The organism is Pelomonas sp. Root405, assembly GCF_001425165.1.
GTDB lineage: Bacteria > Pseudomonadota > Gammaproteobacteria > Burkholderiales > Burkholderiaceae_C > Pelomonas.
Window position 1 is genome coordinate 69,851 of record NZ_LMDU01000014.1, and the last position, 25,344, is coordinate 95,194.

The following is a 25,344-nucleotide window of genomic DNA, read 5'->3' on the forward strand; positions in this document are numbered from 1 at the left end:
CGCCGGCGATGCGGTCTTAGATGGTGCGGTAGGGCCGCAGCCGCGCCAGGTACCAGCTGTCGCCCGCCTCGCCGACTTCGCGCTCCACCGACACCAGCGTCTCCAGCACCTGCTGGGCGTCTGCCGCCAGGTTGAAGTAGCGCAGCCGGCTCTTCAGGTCGGTCAGCGGGCGGCCGACGTCGGTGGCGATGAGGTTGAACAGGCCCACGGCCGACGGCGTGAAGCGTGTGATGCGCAGATCGCGGTCCAGGAAGACGGTGGCGATGGCCGTCGCATCCATCAGGTTGTGCAGGTCGCTGTTGGCGTGGCCCAGTTCGTCGACGTTGCTCTTGAGCTCGTGGTTGACCGTCGTCAGCTCTTCGTTGATGGATTGCAGCTCCTCGCGACTGGTCTCCAGCTCCTCGGTGGCCGAGCGCAGCTCCTCGTTCATGGCCTGCAGCTCTTCGTTGCTGGCCTTGAGCTCCTCGGTCGACGCCTCGTACTCCTCGACGGTGTCGCGCAGATGCGTTTTCAGCCGCTCGATCTCCAGTTCCAGCTGGCGCGCCAGGGGCTCGGCGGTGCGGGGCGGCACATGCGTGCCTTCCGCCGTGTCCGGCGTACCTTCCTGGAAGGTCACCAGCAGGAGGCCGGGCGAGACATCGCGCGCCGGATAGACCCGCACGTCCACCTTGACCGTGTCGTCCTGCAGGGCCACGGCCGCGGCCGGCACGGAGGCGGGCTCACCGCTCTTGGCGACCTGAGAGAGGGCCGCGCGCAGCTCGATGCGCAGCGCCGGGTGCACGGCGCGCAGCAGGTTGCGGCTGGGTTCGCCACCGCTGAACTGCAGGAAGCGCCCCACCGCCGGCGACAGGTGCAGCATCTCGTAGTCGGCATCCACCAGCACCGACGGCGGCGCCAGCCGGTCCACCAGGCGCAGGTGCACGTCGCCCCAGGGCACCATGCGCGTGCTCGTCAAGCGGTCCACGACCCGCGGGCCCGTCTGGCCCTGCTCGAAATTCCGTCCGATCACGTGGGGGCTGTCGGCCTGCATTTGCTGGGCCTCCAGCGCCAGGGCCAGCGTGCCGGGGCCGCTGGGCACGGGCAGGCCGGTGCGCGGCGCAGGGCGCTGGCAGAACAGTCGGTTCTTCTTGTCGAGCACCGAGAACAGCGCGGTGCCGTCCTCGACAGACTCCGACGAGCCCAGGAACAGCAGGCCGCCCGGGCGCAGCGCGAAGTGGAAGATGTCCAGCGCGCGGGCCTGGGCCTCGCGGTTCAGGTAGATCAGCAGGTTGCGGCAGGTGACCAGGTCCAGCCGCGAGAAGGGCGAGTCCTTGAGCAGGTCGTGCATCGCGAAAAGCACCATCTCGCGCACCTCGCGGCGCACGCGGTAGCCGCGGGGGTCCTTGCTGAAGTAGCGGCGCAGCCGCTCCTCTGACACATCGCCCTCGATGGCGCCCGGGTAGACACCCTCGCGCGCCACCTGGATGGCGTCCTCGTCGAGGTCGGTGGCGAACACCTGCACCACCGGCGGCGAATCGAGCGTGCGCGCATGCTCGTTCAGCAGCATGGCCACCGTGTAGGCCTCCTCGCCGGTGGCGCAGGCCGCCACCCAGACGCGCAGCAGGTCCGACGGCCCCTTGCCGCGGAACAGCTCGGGGATGCGCGCCTGCAGCGCATCGAAGCAGTCGCCGTCGCGGAAGAAGTTGGTGACGCTGATCAGCAGGTCCTGCAGCAGGGCGCCCGACTCGCCGGGGCGGGTGCGCAGGCAGTCCAGGTAGCCGCCCAGATCGTCGATGGCGTTGACCTGCATGCGCCCGCCGATGCGGCGCAGGATGGTCGCGCGCTTGTAGTACGAGAAATCCCGGCCGGTGCGGCTGCGCAGGTAGTTCAGCACGTCGCGCAGCAGCGCCTCGTCCTTGGCGGTGTCCTGCAGCTCGACCTGCGGGCCGTCCTCGGGCGGCAGGCGCACGCGCCGCTCCTGGCGGTTGTAGTCGAGCAGCCGCTCCGGCATGTTGGCGACCGGCAGTATCCAGTCGACCATGCCTGTGGCGATGGCCGCGCGCGGCATGCCGTCGAACTCGGCCTCGCCCGGGTCCTGGGCCACCGTCAGGCCGCCGCGCTCCTTGATGCGCTTGATACCGATGGCGCCGTCGCCGTCGCCGCCGGACAGCACGACGGCCGATGCATGCGGGCCTTGCGTATCGGCCAGCGTGCGGAAGAAGTGGTCCACCGCCACGTGGCGGGTGCGGTCGCTGGGCAGCTCGAACAGCCGCAGGTGGCCGTCCATGGTCCGCAGCCCCTTGCCCGGCGGGATGACATACACCTGGTTGGGCTCCACCAGCACCGCCTCCGTCACCTTGCTCACCGGCATCGTGGTGGCGCGCTGCAGCACCTCGGCAAGGTTGCTGTCATGGTCGCGCGACAGGTGCAGCACGACGACGAAGGCCATGCCGGTATCCGGCGGCATGCGCTCGAAAAACTGCTGCAGCGGCACGATGCTGCCCGCCGACCCGCCCAGCCCCACCACCGGGAGCATCTGGTAGCCCCGCGTGGGGACCACGTTGTCGATTTCGTCGGCCAGATCCTCCTCGGCGTGGTCGGGCTGTGTGGGGTCGTGCTCCATGCTCTGTGGTCTCTCCCCGCGGCGCTTTTCGGTTTTAGAAGCGGCGAATTAAGGTTGCGCCGGGGCAGGCACAGTGCCCGTTGGTATCCCGCGTTTGACAGTGCCGTTAGGGCGCCGCGGGCATGTGCCTTGCCAAGGGCCGCTCAGGGCCCCGGCCGGCCGCCGGTCACGCCCAGCACGCTGCCTACCATGTAGCTGCCCTCCTGCGAGGCCAGCAGCACGAAGGCGGCGGCCAGCTCCGCCGGCTGCCCCGGCCGGCCCAACGGCGCGTCCTGCCCGAACTTGGGCAGCTTGTCGGGCAACTGGCCGCCGCTGGGCTGCAGTGGCGTCCAGATCGGGCCCGGCGCCACGGCGTTGACACGGATGCCGCGCTCGGCCAACTGCTTGGCCAGCGCCTTGGTGAAGATCACCAGCGCACCCTTGGTGCTGGCGTAGTCCAACAGGTCCTGTGGCGGGTCGTAGGCCACGACCGAGACCGTGTTGATGACCACGCTGCCCGGCTTCAGATGCTTGAGGGCCGCCTTGGTCAGCCAGAAGGGCGCATAGATGTTGGTCTTGAAGGTGGCGTCGAACTGCTCGCTGTCGATCTCGGCGATGGACTTGCGCGCCTGCTGCTTGGCGGCGTTGTTGACGAGGATGTCCAGCCCGCCCAGGCCCTTGACGGCATCTTCAATCAGCTGCTTGCAGACGCTCTCGGTGCGGATGTCGCCGGGCAGGGCCACCGCGCGGCGGCCTTCGGCGCGGATCAGCGCGATGACCTCGCGCGCGTCTTCCTCCTCGGCGGGCAGGTAGCCGATGGCCACGTCGGCGCCCTCGCGGGCGTAGGCGATGGCGGCCGCGCGGCCGATGCCGGAATCACCGCCGGTGATGAAGGCACGCCGGCCCTTGAGGCGCCCGGAGCCGACATAGCTGCTCTCCCCGTGGTCGGGCCTGGGCTTCATGCGCGCGGTCAGGCCGGGGGGCTCCTGCCGCTGCGCCGGGAACGGCGGCTTGGGGTATTGCTCGCGCGGGTCCTGCATCGGCGGGCGGGTCGAGCTTGACGCGCCACCGGGCGGCGTGCCGCTGGGCGTGGGCGCGTCGGCGGCCTGGGCGAGCATGGCGGGGGCGCCGACGAGGCCGGCGCCGGCCAGCGCGAGGGCCTGGCGGCGTTGCGTATTGGTGGGTTGGGTCATGGCTTGCTCCTGGGATGGCGAGAAGGGAAATGCGCCGCGAATCACGGCTGCGTCATGCGCTTGAAGGTGGCGAGCGCCTGGGCCACGACCTGGTCCATGTTGTAGTACTTGTAGCTGGCCAGGCGGCCGATGAAGGTGACGTCGGACAGCGCCTCCGCGTCGGTCTCATAGCGCCGGTACAGGGCGGTGTTCTCGGGGCGCGGCACCGGGTAGTAGGGCTCTCCCTGGGAGCGCGGGTACTCATAGACCAGCGAACTGGCCTCATGGCGCTGGCCGGTCAGGTGCTTGAACTCGGTGACGCGGGTGTAGAGGTGGTCGTTGGGATGGTTGATGGTGCCGACCGACTGCACATGCGCCTGGCCATCGGGCGGCTGCACGGTGACATGCTCGAACTGCAGGCTGCGGTAGGGCAGCTGGCCGTGGCGGTGGCCGAAGAAGCTGTCGACGGGCCCGGTGTAGACCATGTGCTTCCAGGGCACGACATGCACGATGTCGCGGTAGTCGGTGCCCGTCATCACGTGGATGTTGGGGTGGGCCAGCATGCGCTCGAACATGCGCGTGTAGCCGTGCAGCGGCATGGCCTGGTAGGTGTCGGTGAAGTAGCGGTCGTCGCGGCTGGTGCGCGTGGGCACGCGGGCGGTGACGCTGGCGTCCAGCTCCGACGGGTCCAGCCCCCATTGCTTGCGCGTGTAGCCGCGGAAGAACTTCTCGTACAGGTCGCGCCCGACGCGCGACACCACGACGTCCTCCGACGTGCGCACCCGGTCCACCTTCTCGGCCACACCGGCCAGGAATTCGTCCACCTGGAAGGCGCTCAGCGAAAGGCCGTAGAGGCGGTTGATGGTGTCCAGGTTGATGGGCATGGGCAGCAGCTGGCCGTCAACGCTGCAAAGCACGCGGTGCTGATAGGGCCGCCACTGGGTGAACTGCGACAGGTAGGCGAACACATCGGCCGAGTTGGTGTGGAAGATGTGCGGGCCATAGGGGTGGATGAGCAGGCCGTTCTCGTCGTAGCGGTCATGTGCGTTGCCGCCGATGTGCGGCCGCTTGTCCACGACCAGCACGCGCTGGCCTGCCTGCGAGGCCAGGCGCTCGGCCATGACGCTGCCGGCAAAGCCGGCGCCGACCACGAGGGTGTCGTAGCCCGGGGTGCCGCCGGGAGCGGCGGGGAATTGGCTCTTGAAGGTGTGCATGCTCATGAAGTTCCAGTGCGTGAGGGGCGTGGCGCCTTCCCGGATCGGGTGTCGGCGCCGCTGAGTTGATGGGGCGCGGCGGGCCGGCCCAGCCGTTCGAGCAGCGCGCTGACGCCGGCGGCGCTGGCGCCCAGGCCCAGGCGCTGCACGGCGCGTTGGCGGGCACGGGCGCCGGTGCTGCGGCGCAGGTCGGGGTCGGCCAGCAGCCGCGCGCAGCAGTAACCGATGGCGTCGAAGTCGCAGGGCGCGACCAGCCAGCCGGTGGCGCCCTGCTCGACGATGTCGGGCACGCCGCCCACGCGCGTGGCCACGGCGGGCAGGCCGCAGGCCATGGCCTCCATCAGCGCCAGCGGCATGGCCTCGGTGTGCGAGCAGCAGACCAGCACGTCCAGCTCGCCGTACAGCGCGGGCATGTCGTGGCAGACACCCGCCAAGTGCACCTGGCCCGCCAGGCCGAAGCGGTGCACCAGCGACTGCAGCTCGCCATGCATGGGGCCTTCGCCCACCAGCACGGCGTGCGCCTCGGGCATGCGCGCCTTCAGCATCAGCGCCGCGCGCACGAAGATCTCGGGGCCCTTCTCGGGCGACAGGCGGCCCACGAAGCCGACCAGTGGTGCCTCGGGCCCCAGGCCCAGCCGGGCGCGCAGCGGCTCGCCCGCAACGCGTTCGCGCGGCTTGAACAGCTCGGTGTCAACGCCATTGGGCTCGCAGCTCAGCAGCGCCGGATCGACCCCAGGCCCAGCGCGTGGAAATAGCTCTGCCGCGCGACCACGCTGACATGGCTGCGCGCCAACCGGTGCACTTCCAGGTCGAGCGTGGTCAGCTCGCGGGCGTGGATGGTGGCCAGTACCGGCCGCTGTGTCAGCCGCCCCGCCAGGCCGGCCAGCATGTGGGCGGTTGGCAGGTGGGCGTGCAGCAGCTCGATGCGGCGCTGGGTGATCAGCGCGCAGGTGGCCTGCAGCGTCGGCCACGGCAGGTCGTCGGGAATCGGCGCGATCTCGACTTCCACGCCGTTGGCACGCAACTGGTCGGTCAGCGGGCTCTCGAAAGGGCACAGCGCCGTGAACGCGAAGCGCTCGGCCGGCAGCGCCTGCACCAGGCGCAATACCCAGCTCTCCATGCCGCCGACGATGGCGTTGCCGAGCACTTCCAGCACCTGCACGCGGCCCTCACGCTGCGGTGGCAGCGGCGGCAGCGGCGTGACGGTGTTCAGCAGCACACCGGTCCCCAGCGGCCTGAGCCCAGCTTGAGCAGCGGCCGGCCCGGCACATGCGGCGGTGGCCCGTCCAGCCAGGCGGCGGCGGTGCCGCTGAAGATCTTGTCGAGTGCGTCGGCCGGCGTCTGCAACTCGTTCAGCAAATTCTCCAGCCAGCCGCGCCGTTCGCGCAGCTGCGCGCCGGGGCAGGGCAGGAAGCAGTCGCTGCCGAACTGCAGCAGGCCCGGGCCCAGCACTTCCAGCGCAAGCTTGAGCACTTCGCGCCGGTAGGGCGGCGGCGGGCCGAAGGACAGGTCGAAGCGGAACACCGCCTGCGCGTCCGGCACGCCGTGGATGCGGTCGATGAGGCCGACGGCAATGGCCTCGTCCGTCCACGGCCAACCCACATGCGCCAGCGCCACGCGCACGCCGGGGTGGTCGCGCAGGGCCTCGAAGAACACCGGGCGGCAAAAGCGCCCCGAGCGGCCGTCGATGAAGATGCCGCTGTGGAACAGCACCGGCAGCTTGAGCCTGGCCGCGCGTGCAAACACCGGCTGCACCGCGTCGTCGTAGGGGTACCAGCCGCTGGGCACCATCTTCACGCCGCGCAGGCCGCTGTCCACGGCGCGCTGCAGCTCATCCACCGCGCCGGGGTGCAGCGGGTTGACGACGGCGAAGCCCACGAGACGGTCCGCCTCGCCGCGCACCAGCTCGGCCAGATGGCTGTTGGCCCGCGTCAGCGAGTCGGCGTCGCCCAGCGAATAGCCGTCCGACAGGAAGGGCGCCAGCAGCACGCCGATGTCCACCTCGGCCTCGTCCAGCGTGCGCAGCACGTCGGCCCGGGTCTCGCGGCCGGTGCAGTGCAGGTGGGCGTCGATCAGCATCGCGCCAGGGTCAGTTGCGCAGGCCGCCGACCGCGGCGAGCGGCGCCGGGCGCGTCTCGGCGGCCAGTTGCTCGACCACCGCCGCCGGGCGGGCCAGGCGCACGACCTGGGACAACAGCGCATGCACGGTGTCGGCGGCGAAGTCCCAGGAGAAGCGCGTGACGCTGGCCGCCATCGCCACGCGGCGCTCGGCGCGCTCTGCGGCGGTCTCGGCCAGCAGCTTCTCGCACGCCTGCACGAACTGCTGCGGTCCGTCGGCCACCTCGACGGCGTCGCCGTACAGCGAGACCACGTCGGCGACGGGACTGCTGACCACGGGCTTGCCGCCGGCCATGTACTCCAGCGTCTTCGTCGGGCTGATGAAGCGCGTGGCCTCGTTGAGGGCGAACGGCATCAGCGCAACATCCCAGCCGGCCAGCAGATAGGGCAGGCGCTCATAGCCCTGCATGCCCAGCCAGTGCAGGTTGGGGCGCTGGGGCAGCGTGGCCGGGTCGATCTTGGCGACGGGGCCGACCATGACGATGGCCCACTCGGGGTGCGCATCGGCAACGGCGGCGACCAGGCGGGTGTCCAGGCGCTCGTCGATGACGCCGAAGAAGCCCAGGCGAGGCTGCGGCAGGTCGCCCTGCAGGCGGTCGACCTCGGCGGCATGCGGGCTGTCGGCCTGCAGCCGGTTGGCGTCGAAATGGTCGGCGTCCACGGCACTGGGCAGGCAGACGACATGCGGATGCAGGCGGCGCTTGGCCTCGTACAGCGACGGCCCGCCGGTGAACACGATGGCGGCGCGCTTGAGCAGGGCCGATTCGCGCTGGCGCAGCTGGCGCGGCGCGTCCTTGAAGGCGGTCAGCTCATCCATGCAGTCGTAGACGACGCAGTCGGGCCGCACGGCGCTGACCAGCGGCAGGGCCATGGGCGTGTAGAGCCAGGCCACATCGACATGCAGCTGCTCGGCGGCGAAGTGGGCTTCCAGCAGGGTCTGCGTGGCGGCCAGCTGGTCGTCGTGGAAGCCGGTCGCGGGGACCGGCGTGTGCGGCACCAGCAGCTGCAGCTGCGGTGCGATGTCGCGCACCTCGACGTGGGCGGGGCCGTCGCAGCGCATCGGTTCCTCGACAAACACGACGCGCCATCGGCCGGCCAGGCGCGACATCAGATGCTGGGGGCGCTGATAGACGAAGCTCCAGCGGAGGTGGCAAAAAACGACCAGTACGGGTGGCGGCATGGTGGTGAACATCAGGTGGTTGAAAGGCGCGCCGGGGTGGACGCGGTCGTGTGGATCAGCGTTGTTTTCGCTGGCTTATTTCTCCAGGATGAAAGAGCCGATGACCAGGGCGTCGAGCGAGGTGCTGAAGAAGGCCTCGATGGCGGCCTTGGGTGTGGCGACGATGGGTTCGCCGCGCACGTTGAACGAGGTGTTGACGAGCACCGGCACACCGGTGCTGCGGCCCACGGCGTCGAGCAGCTCGTGAAAGAGCGGGTTGGTTTCCTTGTGCACCGTCTGCACGCGGGCCGTGTGGTCGCTGTGCAGCGCCGACGGAATGCGGTCGCCGCGGCCGGGCTTGACGCGGTAGACGAACAGCATGAAAGACGACGCGCCGTCGTTGGCGTCGGCGGGCTCGAACCAGTCCGCCAGGTTCTCGGCATTGACGGCCGGCGCCACCGGCCGGAAGTCCTCGCGGTCCTTGAGCTCGTTGAGGCGGGCCTGCATCTCGGGGTCGACCGGCGAGGCCAGGATGGAGCGCGCGCCCAGGGCCCGCGGGCCGAATTCCATATTGCCCTGGAACCAGCCGATGATCTTGTTCTGTGCCAGCAGTTGTGCCGTTTGGTCGGCGACGTCGTCGACGCGCCGGTAGGTCAGCTTGGCCCACTGCAGCAGCGCCTCGATCTCGTCGTCCTCGTAGGACGGGCCGAGATAGGGATGGTCCATCTGCCAGCGCCGCGGCGCCAGCGTGAACACGGCGCCCGATTTCGCGTCCGAGGCCTCGGCGCCTTCGGGTTGGGCGCTGTCGTCCTCCAGCCCGCGGCGCTCGCGGGCGTCAGTCCACAGCGCCGCGCCCAGCGCCGTGCCGGCATCGCCCGCGGCGGGTTGTATCCAGACGCGCTTGAAGATGTCGGCGTCCCGCAGCCGCGAGTTCATCAGGCAGTTCAGCGCCACGCCGCCGGCCATGGCCAGGTCCTGCTCGCCGCTGCGCTCGCGCAGCCAGCTGGCCAGCTGCAGCGCGGTTTCCTCCAGCACGCGCTGCAGCGAGGCAGCCAGGTCGAGGTGCTGCTGGCTCATCGTCGAGCCCGGCACGCGCGACGGGCCGAAGGCCTTGGTGAAGTCCAGCGGCTGCCAGCGGTACTGCCCCTCGGCACCCACGACGAGGTGGTCGCGCAGGATGTCCACATGGGCGGGCGTGCCCAGCGCCGCCAGCGCCATCACCTTGTACTCGTCGCTGCTGTGCAGGAAGCCCAGGTGCTGGGTGACCTGCTCGTACAGCAGGCCCAGCGAATGCGGCACGCGCACTTCGCCCAGGGCCTCGTAGCGGCTGTCGCGGTAGCGGCCATAGGTAGTGCTGGCATGCTCGCCGCGGCCATCCAGCGTCATCACGGCGCAGCGGGAGAAAGGTGCGGCAAGAAACGCACTGGCCTGGTGGCAAAGGTGGTGGGCGACGAAGTGCCAGCGGTAGGGCGGGTTGGCCTTGTCGGGCAGGGCGAAGCGCTTCTTCAGGTGATGGGGCGCACCGTCGCGCAGCTGGCGCGGGGCGTTCAAGATGTAAGCGGCGAACAGCGGGTCCCAGGGGCTTTCCCAGGCGCCGGGCTCAAAGTCGGAGGGCTGCAGCGGCAGCGTGATGCGCTCGTCCGGCGCGCGGTCGCCGATGAAGAGCTGCGGGTCGTAGCTGTAGGCCACATGCGAGACATCGGCCAGCGTCGCGCCGGCCTCCTTCAGGCAGAAGTCGATGGCGTTGTAGGGCAGCTCCCAGGCGGTGAAGGGCAGGGGGCGCTTGCCATGCTTGATGCGCGTGAAGCGCTCCTCCTCGGCGGCGGCCAGCACCTGGCCGTCCAGCACCAGCGCGGCCGCAGAGTCGTGGAAGCTCGCGTTGATGCCCAGCGTGAACAGACGCGGGGCTGGCGATCCGGGCTCGGCCGGTGCGGGGGCGGGTTGCATCGGTGATTTCTCCTGCGGTTTGCCAGCAGATGGCAAGCCGCATGCCGCCGTACCTCCTTCAAGTTAGGTAGCGCCGGTTACCGGTACTTCGGGCTCTTCGGGCCGAGCACCGGGCCGCTCCCAAGCCGGCCCGCGCGAGAGCGCGCTTTCAGGCGTGCACGCGAGACAGCTGGCGCAGCGCGCGCACCAGCTGGTCGGGCGCCACGGGCTTGGCCAGATGGCGCTGGAAGCCCGCCGCCAACGCGCGGATCCTGTCCTCCGGCTGGGCCAGACCGGTCAGCGCGATGGCCGGCAGGCGCTGGTTCAGCGGCACCTCGCGTCGCGCCTCCATCGCCCGCACGCTGCGCACCACCGCATGGCCGTCCTCGGCGCCCAGGGCGATGTCGCACAGCAGCACGTCGGGCCAGTCGTCCACCGGGCGGCCGGCCAGCAGCGACAACGCCGCCTGCCCCGAGGTCACGCGCTCGGTGTGCGCGCCGTCCAGCTCCAGCAGGCTGCCCAATGAGGCCAGCGCGTCCTCGTCGTCGTCCACGCACAGGACCGTCAGGCCGGCCAGCGGCCGAGGGTCGGTGATGAGGGGTTCGTCGTCGTCGTCCAGCGGCATGGTGTCGCTCTCCGGCCAGGCCGGCTCGCTGGGAACGATGGCAGGCAGCGGGAAAACGAGCTGGTATTGCTGCTCGCCGACCGCCGGGTCGCGCTGGATGGACAGGTCGGCGGCGGCCTCGCCCGCCAGCGTTCTGAGCTCCAGCGTGTCCGGCGCGCCGCCCGCCGCGGTGTCGATGTGGCCATGGAAGCCGACGGTGAGCTGGCTGCCGTTGCCGCGGCGCTCCAGCCTGACTTCCATGCGGCCGCGCTCGGCGCCCTGCAGGGCCAGCTCGCAGACCAGTTGCACGATGCGCGCGATGCGGCTGGCGTCGCCGATGACATTGGCCACGCCCATGTCGATGTTGGTGTAGGGCTCGGTACGCTTTGCCGCAAGCTCGCCGTGCAGGCTGTCGAGATTGATGACCAGCAGCGCGGCGAGGTTGACCGGATGCAGGGCCAGGCGGCGTTCCAGCGTCTGCGCCTGCTGCTGCTGGCGCTGCAGTTCCCACAGCTGGGCATACAGGCCCTGCTGGGCCAGCAGCGCCTCGTGGCGGCCGCGCTCGACGATGCGGCCGCCGTCCATGACGATGATCTCGTCGGCGCCGACGACGGTCGACAGCCGGTGCGCAATGATGAGCGAGGTGCGGTCGCGCGAGACGCGCTCCAGCGCGCCCTGAATGGCGCGCTCGGCGCGCGTGTCCAGCGCCGACGTGGCCTCGTCGAGCACCATGATGGGCGGGTTCTTCAGGAAGGCGCGGGCGATGACGATGCGCTGCTTTTCGCCACCCGACAGGCGCGCGCCGCGCTCGCCCACCAGCGTCTCGTAGCCGTCGGGTAGCAGGCGGATGAAGTCATCGGCCTGGGCGGCGCGCGCGGCCGCGATGATTTCCTCGCGCACGGCGCCCGGCCGGCCATAGCCGATGTTGTAGGCGATGGTGTCGTTGAACAGCATCGGGTCCTGCGGCACCACGCCGATGGTGTCGCGCAACGCCTGCTGGGTCAGCGCCTGCAGCGGCTGGCCGCCGATCAGCACGCGGCCGGCATCGGGCTCGTACATGCGCATCAGCAGCCGCGCCAGCGTGGACTTGCCCGAGCCGCTGCTGCCAACCACCGCACAGGTGCGGCCGTGCGGGATCTCCAGCGAGAAGTCGTGCAGCACGCGCCGCTGCGGCTCGTAGCCGAAGTCGATGTGCTCGAAGCGCACGCCCGTGTCGCTGCCCTGCAGCGGCCCGGCGCCCGGGGCGTCCTGGATGTCGGGCGGCTGGCCCAGCAGCCCGAACAGCATCTCGGTGTTCAGCAGCGCGTCGCGCGTCTCACGAAAGACGAAGCCCAGCGTGTTCAGCGGCAGGAAGACCTGGATCAGGTAGGCGTTGACCATCACCAGGTCGCCGATGCTCATGCGCCCGGCTGCGGTGTCGCTGCCGGCCATCAGCATGACCACGCCCACGCCCACGGCAATGATGCCGGCCTGCCCCAGGTGCAAGGACGACAGCGTCTTCTGGCTGTTGACGCTGCCGTCCACCCAGCGCGTCAGCACCTCCCGATAACGCGACCTTTCACTGGACTCGCGGCCGTGGGTGCGCACCGCCTCGTAATTCAGCAGCGTGTCCACCAGCAGACCGTGGGCGCGGGTGTCGTGCTCGTTCATGGCGCGCTGGCTCTCGACGCGCGCCCGGGTCTTCCAGCCGGTCCAGACGGCATAGGCCACCATGGTCGCGCCGATGACGATGACGTAGCTGAGGCCGTAGCCGACCGACACGATGACCAGCACGACCAGGAACTCCACCGCCGTCGGCAGCACGGTGAACACGCCGGCACCCAGCAGATAGCCGATGCCGGCGATGCCGCGCTCCACCTCGCGCACCAGCGCGCCGGTGTTGCGCTTGGCGTGGAAGCGCGGGCTCATGGCCAGCAGGTGGGCGAAGGCGCGCTCCGAGAAGCCGCTGACGACCTGCTTGCCCACGCGCGAGAAAACCAGGTCGCGGAGTTCGGTGAACAGCACCGCGGCAAAGCGCAGCAGCGCATAACCCGCCAACAGACCGAAGGGAACGCTCAGCGCGACTGTCGCCGAATCTGGCGACAGGTGGTCGACGATGGCCTTGAGCATGCCCGGCACCGCGACGGCCGCCAGCTTGGACAGCACCAGCAGCGCCAGCGCAAGCAGCACCGGCCGGCGCCATGGGCGCAGCGCGTCCCAGAGATTCGACAAGGCCTGCCTGCCCGCTGCCGGTGCTCTCGTGATGTCCATCTCTAGCGATACGCAAGCGCCATGCCCGCGGCTGCTGCAGGGCCGTGGTGCCGAGGGGAGGGGGACTGCAAGAAGTGCTGCACAAAGCGTTGCGGGCAAACAGCGTGCTGAGCAGCGTTACAGGTCAAACGCATGAAGCGGCTGGAATGTCGTTTGCCAGCCGCCGGGCAAACAACGGAATGGGAATCGTCATGACGGCAGCCTTGAGAATCGCGCTCATCAGCGAGCATGCGTCGCCCCTCGCCAGCCAGGGCAGTGTGGACGCCGGTGGACAAAATGTTTATGTCCTGCACGTCGCCCAGGCCCTGGCGCGCCGCGGCCACCATGTCGACGTGCTGACGCGGCGCGACCAGCGCAGCCTGCCGACGGCCGTGGACATGCGGCCTGGCGTGCGGGTGCTGCACATCGACGCCGGGCCCGCCGAGTTTGTGCCCAAGGAGCAGCTGCTGCCGCACATGCAGGCCTTCGGCACCGAGACGCTGCGGCTGATGCGCGCCAGCCACCCGTATGACGTCGTGCACGGCAATTTCTTCATGTCGGGCCTGGTCGGCCTGCGCGTTCAGCGCCGCCTGAACGTGCCGCTGGTGCAGACCTTCCACGCCCTCGGCGCGGTGCGCCGTCTGCACCAGAAGGAGGCCGACAAGTTCCCCGCCGACCGCATTGAGCTGGAATGCCGCATCGCGCGCGAGGCCGACTGCGTGATTGCGGAATGCCCGCAGGACGCGGCGGACCTGATGCGCCATTGCGGCGTGCCCGCGCACCGCATTGCCCAGGTGCCCTGTGGCGTCGACCTGGACGAGTTCACGCCCGGTGACCGCCTGGCCGCGCGGCGCCGCCTGGGCCTGCCGGAGGACGAGTTCATCGTGCTGCAGCTGGGCCGCCTGGTGCCGCGCAAGGGCATCGACAACGTCATCCGCGCGGTCGGCCGGCTGGACAACACGAGCGGCGGCCGGCCGTGGCGGCTGCTCGTCGTCGGCGGCGAGGCGCGCGAGCCCGACGAGGCGCTGACGCCCGAGATCGGCCGGCTGCGCGCCGTGGCGCGCGAGGCGGGCGTGGCCGGGCAGGTGACCTTCACGGGGCGGCGCGACCGCCATGAGCTGCGCGACTACTACCAGGCGGCCGACGTGTTCGTGACGACGCCCTGGTACGAGCCCTTCGGGATCACGCCGCTGGAAGCGATGGCCTGTGGCACGCCCGTCATCGGCTCGGCCGTCGGCGGCATCCAGCACACCGTGGTGGACGGCCTGACCGGCTACCTCGTGCCGCCCAACGACCCCGAGGTGCTGGCCCAGCGCCTGGAAGACCTGCGCTGGCTGCCCGACCTGGGCCGGCTGATGGGCCGCGGCGGGCGGGCGCGGGTCGGCCGTGAGTTCACCTGGGATGGCGTGGCGGCCAAGCTGGCGCGCGTTTATGCGCAGGTCGCCGAGCGGCGCCGCAGCCGTGTGGCCGCAACCACGCTGCGGCTGCTGCCGCCCAAGCTCAGGCCGCAGCCGAGCGTGGTCATGCCGCTGCGCACGCTGGGGGCCAAGGTGTGAGCGAGGCGCGCGAGCAGGCCTGGCGGGCAGCGCGGCGGGTGCTGCTGGTCCGGCTGGACAACCTCGGCGACGTGCTGATGACGACGCCGGCCATCGCGGCCGTGCGCGAGTGCCTGCCGGCCGCTCATCTGGCGCTGCTGGCCGCACCCATGGCGCAGGCGCTGGTGCCGCACCTGCCGGGGCTCGACGAGATCATGGGTTTCAACGCGCCCTGGGTGAAGGCGGGCGCCGCGGCGCTGCAGGGCCAGCCGCCGGGGGAGGCCGAAGGCGCGCTGCTGCAAGCCTTGCAGCAACAGCACTTCGACGCCGCCATCATCTTCACCGTCTGCACGCAGAGCGCGCTGCCGGCCGCGCTGCTGTGCCGCCTGGCGGGCATCCCGCTGGTGCTGGCGCACACCCGCGAGCGCGCCTATGGCCTGCTCAGCGACGAGGTGCCCGATACGGAGCAGATCGCCGCCGGCATGCGCCACGAAGTCAGGCGCCAGCTCGACCTGGTCGCCCAGGTGGGGCTGCGCACCAGCGACGAGCGCCTGCGCTTTGCACTGCGCGAGGCCGACCGGGCCGAGGCGCACCGGTTGCTGCTCGCAGCCGGCGTGAACCCGGTGCGGCCCTATGTGCTCATCCACCCCGGCGCCAGCGCGGCCTCGCGGCGCTATCCGGCGGCTGGCTTTGGTGCCGCGGCGGCTTTGCTGCAGCATGCCGGCGTGCAGGTGGTGTTCTGCGCCGGCCCCGGCGAGGGCGGCCTGCTGGACGAGGCCGCCACGGCCATGGGCGGCGGCGGCCGTCAGGGGTGCGTATTGGCGCCGCTGCAGCAGCTCGGCACGCTGGCCGCGCTGGTGGCCGGCGCGCGCGTGCTGGTCGCCAACAACAGCGGCCCGGTGCACCTGGCTGCGGCGTTAGGCACGCCGGTCGTCGACCTGTATGCGCTGACCAACCCCCAGCACACGCCGTGGCAGGTTCGTGCCCGCGTGCTCAACCATGACGTGCCCTGCCGCAACTGCCTGCAAAGCGTCTGCGCCCAGGGCCATCACGACTGCCTGCGCCAGGTGGCGCCGCGCCAGGTGGCCGACGCGACGCTGGCGCTGCTGGAGGACAAAGCATGACAACGGCACCGAGGATCAGCGTGGTGCTGCCGACCTTCCATCGCCCGGATCTGCTGGCGAGATGCCTGCACGCGCTGCTGGCGCAGACCCTGCCGGCCGGGCGCTTCGAGATCATCGTCGTCGACGATGGCCATGACGATGCGACGCGCGAGCAGGTGCACGGCATGGCGGCCACCGCCGCGGTGTCCATCCGCTACCTGCGCCCGCCGACTGGCCGTGGGCCCGCGGTGGCGCGCAACGCGGGCTGGCGCGCCGCGCGGGGCGACTGGGTGGCCTTCACCGACGACGACACCCGGCCCGACGCCGACTGGCTGAAGGAGGGCCTGGCGACGCTCGCCTTGCATCCCGACTGGGTCGCCGCCGCCGGGCAGGTGAGGGTGCCTCGCGATGGCGACGACAGCCGGCGACCGACGGACCATGAGCTGATGACGCGCGGCCTGGAGACGGCCGAGTTCGTCACGGCCAATGCCTTCGTGCGGCGTGACGTGCTGGACCGCATCGGCGGCTTCGACGAGCGCTTCCTGCGCGCCTGGCGCGAGGACTCCGACTTGCACTTCAGGCTCTTGCAGGCCGGCCCCATCGGCCGCGCGCCGCGGGCCGTCGTCACGCACCCGGTGCGGCCCGAGCGCTGGGGCGTGTCACTGCGCCAGCAGCGCAATGTCTTCTTCGACGCGCTGCTCTACCGCAAGCACCCGCGGCCCTACCGCAGCCGCGTGCGGCCCGTGCCGCCCTGGGACTACTACGCCATCGTGGCGCTGACGCTGGCCGTGCCGCTGCTGGCGCTGGCCGGGCAGACGCGTGCTTCTGCGCTGGCGCTGGCGGCGGCGCTGCTGCTCATCCTGGCCGTGGCCTGGCGTCGGCTGCGCCCGACCTCGCGTGCGCCTGGCCACGTGCTGGAGATGCTGGCCACGTCGGCCGCCATTCCCTTCCTGTCGGTCTACTGGCGGCTGCGCGGGGCCTGGCATTTTCGTACTCCTTTCCTGTGATGAACCACGCCATCACCGGCCCGGTGCGCCGCATCGTCGTGCTGCGCGCGCTGATGCTGGGCGACACGCTGTGTGCGGTACCGGCGTTGCGCGCCATCCGCCGCGCCTGGCCCGACGCCCACATCAGCCTGCTGGGCGTCCCGGCCAGCCGTGACCTGGTGGAGCGCCTGCCCCATGTTGACGAATGGCTGCCGTTTCCCGGTTGGCCGGGGCTGCCAGAGCAGCCACTCGACGTGCGCGCCTGGCCCGACTTCCTGGCCGCGATGCAGGCGGCGCATTGGGACCTGGCCATCCAGTTGCACGGCAGCGGCCAGCTCACCAACCCGCTGGTGGCGCTGCTGGGTGCGCGGCATGTCGCGGGCTTCCACGCCGAGGGCGCCCATGTGCCAGACGCCCGCCTGTTCTGCCGCTGGCCTGAGGGAGGCCACGAGGTGCAGCGCCTGCTGGGCCTGTGCCGCCACCTCGGCTTGGCCGTAGACGACGGCACGCTGGAGTTCCCGCTGCGGTCCGGTGACGACGCCATGCTGCGCCTGGCCTGGCACGGCTGGGAGGGCGGGTCGCCCTATGCCTGCGTCCATGCCGGCGCCCAGCTCGCATCCAGGCGCTGGCCGGTGGCGCGCTTCGCAGCCGTCGCCGAGGCCCTGCACGACCTTGGCCTGCGCATCGTGCTGACCGGCGCGCCGAGCGAGCAGGCCTTGGGCGAGCAGCTGTCGGAGCTGCTCGCCGTGCCCCATGTCAACCTGGTTGGCCGTACCAGCCTGTGGACGTTGGGCGTGCTGCTGCGCGATGCGCGCCTGCTGGTCTGCAACGACACCGGTGTGTCGCACATCGCGGCCGCGCTGCGCGTGCCCAGCGTCGTGGTGTCCTGCGGCAGCGAGGTGGCGCGCTGGGCGCCGCCCGATGTCGAACGCCACCGCGTGCTGGCCGCGCCCGCGCCCTGCCGACCCTGTGCGCACGCCGAATGCCCCGTCGGCCACGGCTGCGCGCTGGACGTCGGCGTGACCGAGGTCGTGCGCGCCGCACAGGACCTGCTGAGCCGTTTTGAAGAGGAGATCCGATGCCCCGTCGCCTGCGCATCCTGACCTGGCATGTCCACGGCAACTATCTGTACAACCTGACCCAGGTGCCGCATGACTTCTACCTGCTGACCGACCCCGAGCGCACGCCCGGCCGCGTCGGCCGAGTCGGTACGCTGCCCTGGGGGCCCAACGTGCATGAGGCGCCGGTCGAGCAGGTGGAAGACATGGACTTCGACGTCGTGCTCTACCAGCACCGGGTCGGCTGGGAGTCCGACCGCCTGCGCTGGCTCAGCCCCGCGCAGCAGAAGCTGCCGCGCATCTACCTGGAGCACGACCCGCCGCAGCAGCACCCGACCAACGAGCGCCACTGGGTGCAGGACCCGGGCACGCTGCTCGTGCATTGCAGCCACTTCAATGCGCTGATGTGGGATGCCGGCGAGACACCGTCGCGCGTCATCGAACATGGGGTCAAGCCCGTCGCCGAAGCGCGCTATGTTGGCGACAAGCCCTCCGGCCTGGTCGTCATCAACCAGCTCGGCAAGCGCGGCCGGCGCCTCGGCCTGGACCTCTACCTCGGCCTGCGCCATGACGTCCCGCTGACGCTGGCCGGCATGGAAAGCGAAACCCTGCCCGGCGGCATCGGCGAGGTCTCGCAGCTGGAGCTGCCCCAGCTGATGGCGAGTCACCGCTTCTACTTCCACCCGGTGCGCTACACCAGCCTTGGCCTGGCCCTCATCGAGGCCATGATGGTCGGCCAGCCTGTCATCGGCCTGGCCACCACCGAGCTGGCCACCGTCATCCAGAGTGGCGACAACGGCTTCATCGACAACCGCCCGGCCGCGTTGGCCGATGCCATGCGCCAGCTGCTGCGCGAGCCCGAGCTGGCGCGCAGCTGGGGCGCGCGCGGGCGCCAACTGGCGCAGCAGCGCTTCAACATCGACCGCTTCGTCGGCGACTGGTTGCACGCACTCCACGAGGTCACCACATGAGCGACACCACCACCGACACCGTGCTGGTCACCGGCGCCGCCGGCTTCATCGGCAGCCATCTGTGCGAAGCCCTGCTGGCCCGCGGCCACCGCGTCATGGCGGTGGACAACCTCAGCACCGGCGACGTTGCCCACCTGGAGCGCCTGCTCGGCCACAAGGGCTTCACCTTCAGCAAGCGCGACGTGGGGCTGGAGCCCACGCCCGAGATGAGCGACGCCGGCCGCATCTTCAACCTGGCCTGCCCGGCCAGCCCGGCCCACTACCAGCAGTGGCCGGTGGACACCGTGCTGAGCAGCGTGCTGGGTGCCTGGCGGCTGCTGGAGCTGGCCCGGGCCAGCGGCGCGCGGCTGCTGCACACGTCCACCAGCGAGGTCTACGGCGACCCGCAGCAGCACCCGCAGCGCGAGGACTACTGGGGCCACGTCAACCCCAACGGGGCCAGGTCTTGCTACGACGAAGGCAAGCGCTGTGCCGAAGCCATGCTGATGGCCTGGCGCCAGCAGCATGGCGTTGACGTGACCATGGCGCGCATCTTCAACACCTATGGCCCGCGCCTGTCCCCGGGGGACGGCCGCGTGGTCAGCAACTTCATCGTGCAGGCCCTGCAGGGCGACGACCTCACCGTCTACGGCGACGGCCAGCAGACGCGCAGCTTCTGCTATGTCGACGACACCTTGCGCGGGCTGCTGGCGCTGATGGACAGCAGCGAGATCGGCCCCATCAACATCGGCAACCCCGGCGAGCACACCATGCTGCAGCTGGCCGAGATGGTCCTGCGCCTGACCGGCAGCCGCGCGCGACTGGTCTTCAAGCCCCTGCCGCAGGACGACCCGCGGCGGCGCTGCCCCGATATCTCACTGGCCAGGGAGCGCCTGGGCTGGCAGCCGGAAGTGGCGCTGGAGGACGGCCTGCAGCGGACCATCCATCACTTCCGCGGGCTGTTGGGGGCGCGAAGGGTGACGGTGGCTTGAGGGTGGCGCGGTAGCTAGGCTGCCTGCCTGATTGAGCGGCGTGAACCGTGCGCACGATGGAAGCTTGGGAATTGAGTACGGAGGCAGATCCAGAGCGGTTGGCAGAGGCTGACTGCGCCGCAGTGAAGTCGGCGTTCAACGATTTAGCTCAGCGAGTGGCGGGTTGCAGCTCAAACTTTTCTCGCATGGAGTTGTCGGTTCACGGAGCAGGAGGCGACTTTCTCTTGAATCCAAGTCGTCCTACCAAGCGCACCAATTGCGGCTTGAAAGGAAGCAGTAGCAGGCATCCGGTGGCAAAGACGGCTGCGCTCGCTATGACGAAGATGCCGAAAACCATGAGGAACGTGGTCACCGTGTGACGGAAATAGTCCGCACCCTGCGCCCCGTAGGCGGCAAACGCTACGCCAGCGAAAAGCGGAATTGCTAACCACGATCGACCTCGTGCTTTGACAATGAACGTCAATGAGACGACCAGCCCAATCAGGCCAATGAAGGCAAGCGGGAAGACTAGTGGCTCTGGTCCCATTTGGAGCCGACTGTAGAAGTGACTGGAACCCCGTAGGCGTTTCGACTGATTGGGATGCGAAGTCTTGCCGTCATCCCTCCCTCCACTGGGCGTCGACACCGCGCCTGCGCAGCTCAGACTTCAGCGCTTCGAGTGAGGCAAACCAAGGATTTGGATCAAGCGCACACGACTCGAATATGGCTAGGGCAATTGGATCGGCGATGCCCGGCTCTGCGGGTACAAGCTTGTACGCCCCAGATGAGAACCAAGCGAGATGACCGAGCAGCCGACCCCGGCGGTTCGGGGTGACGAAGTCAACGCGCAACGGCTGCCCATGTTGGTCATAGAACGACACGGTGCCGCTTTCCACATCAACTCCTTCAAACGCGAGTTCCGCGTCTTTCACGCTGGCGAAGAGGCGCAGAGTGCCTCCCTCCTCAAATGCAAGCACTTCAGGGAACTTCATCGTGAGATTTGATGTTTGAGATGAGGAACGCCCAAGGCTCTAGCTAGGAACCCCTTAAAAATCTTATTTGAACCGATGCTGAGCTTATTGGCCGTATAGGGTTTCAAGTTGGACCATCGCATTTTTCCATCGTTCATATACTTGGGTGTTTTTGTCTTTATATTGGCGCTCTATAAAGCCAAAGATGTATTCTCGGGTGTCTTTAACTAAAGAATCGTGAATGCCTGTAATGGTGTATGTCCGAATTGCGCCATCGACTGGAAATATATCTGCCAACTGGACCGCATCCATGCAAGCTAAAAATCCATTTAGATAGTTCTCTAGTTTGGATCCTGTTGCTCTGCAAAACTCTGGAATATTCAGCGGCTTGCCCGTTTGATATGCCAGCACGCAGGCGTAAGCCAATGTGTTTGCCGCAAGTGACGACGTTGATAAAAATGTTTTAACTATGACTGGGTCAATGCTCTTTGACGTTGTGGTTGATGCGGGCGTTACAGGCTTTATCCCCAGTGACTTCGTGGCATCAATCAGTTTAGTTTCGAGTTGATCCAGGCGTGTCGGTAGATCACCCAAAGAGCCGTGCAAAAATTCGGTATGGGTACTAATTGCGGAAAGCGTGGCAGATAGCGTTGCGAGATTGGCGCTGATTGACGATGACGCGCCTTCAATTAGTTCTGCACTTCGCTGCGCTGATTTCGTAGTTTGGGTACTCAAATTTACTTGATTGACGATCTGATCTCGAGAAGCTTTCACCTCGTCTGATACGGCCCCTATACTGCCCAGACTTTTGGAAAGTCCGTCGTTTGCGATGAACGAGTAGAAAATTGCAACCAGACCAAGTACAAGAGAGGTCATCGTGGCCGCGTTGCTTAAAAACTCAGTGAACTTCGGTTGCAAGGTCCAACGGTCGGTGGCAATTGCAATTATTACTAATGTTAAAATTACCGAGCAATAGAAGAAGTGCAATCGCAGTTTATGAAGTGCGTGGTCCATTATTTAAGTCCTCCCTAGATTGTTTTCATGCAAACATATTCAGCTACATGTGCGCTAGCGTTTGACAGCCGGGCATGCCAAGTCCATTGGGGGGGTGTTGGTATAGCACCGACCGATGCTCTCTCGGAACCACCCGCCCATTGACGGTCACGTCAGCGGCGGCGACAAGGAAATGTAAGTTTCAGTTGGCCCCGCGTACCAGCGCGGAATTACCTAGCGGATATGTCGGTCCGCTCGACTCGGCGGTACTGGGAGACGACCTTGCTCTGGAAAGCCGTGATGCCGCCAAGGCGCATCCGCCTCCTGCCGCCCCAACGCACTGGTTATCCTGCCGCCCCATGTACGCGACCTTCTTCGGCTTGAAACAAGCGCCGTTCTCGATCGCGCCGGACCCGCATTACCTGTTCATGAGCGAGCGTCACCGCGAGGCGCTGGCGCATTTGCTGTATGGGCTGGACGGCGGTGGCGGCTTCGTGCTGCTGACCGGCGAGATCGGGGCCGGCAAGACCACTGTCTGCCGCTGCTTCCTGGAGCAGATTCCGGCGAACTGCAACGTTGCCTACATCTTCAACCCCAAGCTCACGGTGACCGAGCTGTTGCAGGCGATCTGCGACGAGTTCCATGCGCCGGTGCCGGCGGGCGCGCAGACGGTGAAGGATTACGTCGACCCGCTGAACGCCTTCCTGCTGGCCCAGCACGCGGCCGGGCGCAACAACGTGCTGATCATCGACGAGGCGCAGAACCTGTCGGCCGACGTGCTGGAGCAGCTGCGCCTGCTGACCAATCTGGAGACGAGCGAGCGCAAGTTGCTGCAGGTGGTGCTGATCGGCCAGCCCGAGCTGCGCGGCATGCTGGCCCGGCCCGAGCTGGAGCAGCTGGCCCAGCGCGTCATTGCGCGCTTTCACCTGGGGGCGCTGTCCGAGCCCGAGACGGCGCAGTACATCCGCCACCGCCTGGCCGTGGCGGGCCACACGGGGGCGTTGCCGTTCGACGCCAAGGCGCTGCGCCTGATCCACGAGCTCACCCGCGGCGTGCCGCGCCGCATCAACCTGCTGTGCGACCGCGCGCTGTTGGGGGGTTATGCCAGCGGCCAGGCGCAGGTCACGCCCGCCATCGTTCGCCAGGCCGCGGCCGAGGTGTTCGATGCGCAGCACGCCACGCCGGTGCCCCGGCGTGGACCAGCGCCGGCCACTGTCGGCTTGGCCGTGCTGGCCGCGGCCGTGGCCGGTGCGGGGCTGACGTGGGGGCTGCAGCAGCAACATGGCGGCGAAACCGCAGCGGTCGTGGCCACTGCGGCGAGCGCGACGTCCGCACCTGCCAGCGCGGTACCGTTGGCTGCGAGCGCTGCTTCACAACCCGCCCCGGCGGCCAGCAGCGTGGCGCCGGCGCCCGAGCCGCTGCAGCTGGCCGACTGGGCGCCGCACGATGGCGATGCCTGGGCCGCGCTGGCGCAAGCCTGGGGCCTGCCGCTGCCGGACGGCGTCGACCCCTGCACGGCAGCCGCCCAGCGGGGCCTGCAGTGCTATCGCACGCCCAGCGGCAGCCTGTCGCTGGTGCGCCTGATCGACCGCCCGGTGTTGCTGACGCTGCGCCGCCCCGGCCAGCCGCCGGCCCTGGCCGCGCTGGTGGGGCTGGATGCGGAGCAGGCCACGTTGATGGTGGACGGCAAGCGGCGGCGCGTCGCGCTGGCCGAACTGGCGCGCGCCTGGCGCGGCGAGTTCAGCACCTTCTGGCGCGTGCCGCCGGGCTATCTCGGCCGCACCGACAACATCGGCCCCTTGCGCGACTGGCTGGCGGCCCAGCTGGCTCTCACATCGGGTCCACCGGGCGCATCAGCATCCGCGGCTTCCACGGCCGCCACCGCGCCGCCCACCTGGGCCGAGGTGACCGCCCAGGTGCAAGCCTTCCAGGCCAGCCAGGGCCTGCAGCCGGACGGCCGCGTCGGGCCCATCACGCTGATGCTGATCAACCGGGCTGCCGGCATCGCCGAGCCGCGCCTGGACAACCCCGAATCTACCGACTGAGCCGCCATGTCCTACATCCTCGACGCCCTGCGCCGCGCCGAAGCCGACCGCGAACGCGAGCGGGGCCAGGTGCCGGGTCTGCACACGCAGGCGACGGCCGGCAGCGAGACCGCGCCGGCCGCTGGCCAACGCCGCTGGCTGCCCTGGGCCGGCGCCGGCCTGCTGCTGTTGGCCGGCATCGGTGCCGGCAGTTGGTGGGCGAGCGGGCCGCAGCCAGCACCGCCACCGGTGGCGCAGCCGGCGCCGCCGCCCGCCCCGGTTGCCGACGTCGGCACGCCGCCGGACCCCAGCGTGCCGGTGCCGCAGCCCGAAGCGGCCAGCTCGCCCTACCTGCCGCCCGCGCCACCGCCGGTCGCCGTGGCGCCTGCGCCGGCACCCACGCCCGCCACCGTGACCGCCCCGGCGCCCGCTGCCGCGGGCGAAGCGCGCATCCCGCGGCTGGCCGAGCTGCCCGAAAGCACGCGCCGCGAGCTGCCCAACCTGGCGATCAGCGGCTCGGTCTACTCCGACGATCCGGCCAGCCGCTTCGTGATGGTCAACGGCGAAGTCGTGCGCGAGGGCGCCAAGCTGGGCGCCGACCTGGTGCTGGAACAGATCCGCCCGCGCGAGCTGGTGCTGAGCTTCAAGGGGCAGCGCTACCGGCTGCCGGTTTAGCGCCAAGCCAGCGCCGCAGCCACAGGCCTGCCAGGCCGAAACTCAGCAGCCAGCCAGCGGCCGGCTCGGGCACCGGCGATGGCGGTGTCCAGCGGCCATCCGGCTGCAGCAAGAGCCCGCTGTCCGCCGACACGCCCAGGCCGTTGCTCAGGCGCAGGCCACCGATGCCGGCGAAGCTGCCCGGCGCCGTGGCGGCGCTGTTGGCCGACGCGGCCAGTGCATCCAGCCCGGCCGGCGCGTTCAGCGGCACGCCGGCCGGCTGGCCGATCAGCACGAAGTAGCCATTGCTGGCCGTGGCGCCCACGTTGAACGAGATGTGGAAGCTGTCGCCCACGCTGGCCTCCAGGCTCAGCGAAAAGGGCTTGGACAGCCCGTTGAGCGGGTGGCTGCCGTTGTCGAAGCTTTGGGTCAGCGAGTCGAAGGCCTGGCAGCGTTGGGAACGGCAGGCGCTCTGGCCCGCGCCTGTCAGCACCAGGCCGGCGCCCAGGTCCACCGTGGCGGCGCTCGACAGGGCCGGTTGGGTCGACGGCGCCACGGCCGCGGCAAAGCTGCCATCGAAGGTGACCAGGCCGCGTGCGCCGGGCGTGCCGGTGATGGTGCCGGTGACAAACACCACGCCGCCGGCGGTCGCATAGCTGTAGGTACCGGCGTCGGCGGCCGTCAGCAGTTCCATGCGCGGCCGCCCGGCCTCCAGGCTGAAGCTGGCATTGGCGGTCGCGGCCATCAGGTTGCCGGTCCAGGGATCGATGGCGCTGCTGAAGTTGTCGACGCCGGTGAGCACCGTGAAGCCATCGACCTGCCGCAACCAGCGGTCGTCGGGATCGGCCTTGAACTGGATCGGCTGGCCGCCCACGCGCACCTGCGTTTCGGAGCGCCCCCAGCTTTCGGCCGCGGCCTGGGCGGTGGCGGGCAGCAGCGTCAGCGCGGCCAGGGTCAACGCGGTCGCAGGGCGAAGGGCGCGTGGCAGGCGCGTGAGGTATCGATGTCGCATGGCAATCTCCGTTCATGAGCGGCCCGGAAGGCCTGCTTGAACGAACGCCATGCGTGGGCGAAACCGGCCATGCCCCACCCCCCA

Annotated in this window: 20 protein-coding genes; 8 read left to right on the forward strand and 12 right to left on the reverse strand. The window is 69.4% G+C overall.

The window, feature by feature from the left end; genetic code table 11:
* Positions 1 to 16: 16 nt before the first annotated feature.
* The 9 genes from ASC81_RS27115 to ASC81_RS18400 form a co-directional block, all read right to left on the reverse strand.
* Entirely contained in the window at positions 17 to 2,602 is a 2,586-nt protein-coding gene (locus ASC81_RS27115; RefSeq protein ID WP_056270206.1) for a CheR family methyltransferase, read from the reverse strand.
* A gap of 143 nt (positions 2,603 to 2,745) precedes the next feature.
* Positions 2,746 to 3,774 carry an SDR family oxidoreductase gene (locus ASC81_RS18365; RefSeq protein ID WP_056270207.1) on the reverse strand — a complete coding sequence of 343 codons (1,029 nt, stop codon included), beginning with the start codon at positions 3,772 to 3,774 and terminating at the stop codon, positions 2,746 to 2,748.
* Positions 3,775 to 3,815: 41 nt separating this feature from the next.
* The gene (gene glf, locus ASC81_RS18370) at positions 3,816 to 4,973 is read right to left on the reverse strand and encodes a UDP-galactopyranose mutase (RefSeq protein ID WP_156392264.1); all 1,158 of its coding nucleotides are present in this window, start codon (positions 4,971 to 4,973) and stop codon (positions 3,816 to 3,818) included.
* Positions 4,970 to 5,686: a glycosyltransferase family 4 protein gene (locus ASC81_RS27565; protein ID WP_255354452.1), complete on the reverse strand. Its 717-nt coding sequence runs from the start codon at positions 5,684 to 5,686 to the stop codon at positions 4,970 to 4,972. Before ASC81_RS27565 ends, glf begins: the two co-directional genes overlap by 4 nt.
* Complete coding sequence (locus ASC81_RS18380; protein ID WP_056270213.1) at positions 5,680 to 6,186, reverse strand: glycosyltransferase family 4 protein; 507 nt, start codon at positions 6,184 to 6,186, stop codon at positions 5,680 to 5,682. Before ASC81_RS18380 ends, ASC81_RS27565 begins: the two co-directional genes overlap by 7 nt.
* Positions 6,177 to 7,046, reverse strand: coding sequence for an amidohydrolase family protein (locus ASC81_RS18385; RefSeq protein WP_056270224.1), 870 nt, complete (start codon positions 7,044 to 7,046; stop codon positions 6,177 to 6,179). The genes ASC81_RS18380 and ASC81_RS18385 overlap by 10 nt, the downstream gene beginning before the upstream one ends.
* A gap of 10 nt (positions 7,047 to 7,056) precedes the next feature.
* Positions 7,057 to 8,277 (reverse strand): glycosyltransferase, encoded by a 1,221-nt coding sequence (locus ASC81_RS18390; RefSeq protein WP_156392266.1) that lies wholly within the window; start codon positions 8,275 to 8,277, stop codon positions 7,057 to 7,059.
* Positions 8,278 to 8,340: 63 nt separating this feature from the next.
* Positions 8,341 to 10,191, reverse strand: a complete 1,851-nt coding sequence (locus tag ASC81_RS18395) for a carbamoyltransferase C-terminal domain-containing protein (protein WP_235533705.1) — start codon at positions 10,189 to 10,191, stop codon at positions 8,341 to 8,343.
* Positions 10,192 to 10,339: 148 nt separating this feature from the next.
* Positions 10,340 to 12,985 carry an ATP-binding cassette domain-containing protein gene (locus tag ASC81_RS18400; protein ID WP_162245925.1) on the reverse strand — a complete coding sequence of 882 codons (2,646 nt, stop codon included), beginning with the start codon at positions 12,983 to 12,985 and terminating at the stop codon, positions 10,340 to 10,342.
* A gap of 242 nt (positions 12,986 to 13,227) precedes the next feature.
* On the opposite strand from ASC81_RS18400, the gene ASC81_RS18405 reads away from it, so the two are divergent.
* From ASC81_RS18405 to ASC81_RS18430, 6 genes are read left to right on the forward strand one after another with little or no spacing between them, the layout of a single operon-like run.
* Positions 13,228 to 14,559: a glycosyltransferase family 1 protein gene (locus ASC81_RS18405; protein ID WP_056271737.1), complete on the forward strand. Its 1,332-nt coding sequence runs from the start codon at positions 13,228 to 13,230 to the stop codon at positions 14,557 to 14,559.
* Entirely contained in the window at positions 14,556 to 15,662 is a 1,107-nt protein-coding gene (locus ASC81_RS18410; protein WP_056270230.1) for a glycosyltransferase family 9 protein, read from the forward strand. Before ASC81_RS18405 ends, ASC81_RS18410 begins: the two co-directional genes overlap by 4 nt.
* The gene (locus ASC81_RS18415) at positions 15,659 to 16,648 is read left to right on the forward strand and encodes a glycosyltransferase family 2 protein (RefSeq protein ID WP_056270231.1); all 990 of its coding nucleotides are present in this window, start codon (positions 15,659 to 15,661) and stop codon (positions 16,646 to 16,648) included. Before ASC81_RS18410 ends, ASC81_RS18415 begins: the two co-directional genes overlap by 4 nt.
* Entirely contained in the window at positions 16,648 to 17,730 is a 1,083-nt protein-coding gene (locus tag ASC81_RS18420; RefSeq protein WP_056270234.1) for a glycosyltransferase family 9 protein, read from the forward strand. Before ASC81_RS18415 ends, ASC81_RS18420 begins: the two co-directional genes overlap by 1 nt.
* Complete coding sequence (locus ASC81_RS18425; RefSeq protein ID WP_056270237.1) at positions 17,706 to 18,656, forward strand: glycosyltransferase family 4 protein; 951 nt, start codon at positions 17,706 to 17,708, stop codon at positions 18,654 to 18,656. The genes ASC81_RS18420 and ASC81_RS18425 overlap by 25 nt, the downstream gene beginning before the upstream one ends.
* Positions 18,653 to 19,627: a UDP-glucuronic acid decarboxylase family protein gene (locus tag ASC81_RS18430; RefSeq protein ID WP_056270239.1), complete on the forward strand. Its 975-nt coding sequence runs from the start codon at positions 18,653 to 18,655 to the stop codon at positions 19,625 to 19,627. Before ASC81_RS18425 ends, ASC81_RS18430 begins: the two co-directional genes overlap by 4 nt.
* Before the next feature lie 596 nt (positions 19,628 to 20,223).
* Here ASC81_RS18430 and ASC81_RS27120 read toward each other — a convergent pair.
* Together ASC81_RS27120 and ASC81_RS27125 are read right to left on the reverse strand one after the other, a co-directional pair.
* On the reverse strand, positions 20,224 to 20,598 hold the full coding sequence (locus tag ASC81_RS27120; RefSeq protein ID WP_156392268.1) for a hypothetical protein: 375 nt from the start codon (positions 20,596 to 20,598) through the stop codon (positions 20,224 to 20,226).
* 84 nt (positions 20,599 to 20,682) lie between these two features.
* Positions 20,683 to 21,591 (reverse strand): hypothetical protein, encoded by a 909-nt coding sequence (locus tag ASC81_RS27125; protein WP_156392270.1) that lies wholly within the window; start codon positions 21,589 to 21,591, stop codon positions 20,683 to 20,685.
* 338 nt (positions 21,592 to 21,929) lie between these two features.
* On the opposite strand from ASC81_RS27125, the gene ASC81_RS18440 reads away from it, so the two are divergent.
* Together ASC81_RS18440 and ASC81_RS18445 are read left to right on the forward strand one after the other, a co-directional pair.
* A complete protein-coding gene (locus ASC81_RS18440; protein WP_056270250.1) occupies positions 21,930 to 23,615 on the forward strand; it encodes an ExeA family protein in 1,686 nt (561 codons plus the stop codon).
* A 6-nt stretch (positions 23,616 to 23,621) separates the two neighbouring features.
* Positions 23,622 to 24,269, forward strand: a complete 648-nt coding sequence (locus ASC81_RS18445) for a general secretion pathway protein GspB (RefSeq protein ID WP_056270253.1) — start codon at positions 23,622 to 23,624, stop codon at positions 24,267 to 24,269.
* Here ASC81_RS18445 and ASC81_RS18450 read toward each other — a convergent pair.
* Positions 24,238 to 25,260, reverse strand: coding sequence for a PEP-CTERM sorting domain-containing protein (locus ASC81_RS18450; RefSeq protein ID WP_156392271.1), 1,023 nt, complete (start codon positions 25,258 to 25,260; stop codon positions 24,238 to 24,240). The genes ASC81_RS18445 and ASC81_RS18450 overlap by 32 nt on opposite strands.
* Positions 25,261 to 25,344 lie beyond the last annotated feature (84 nt).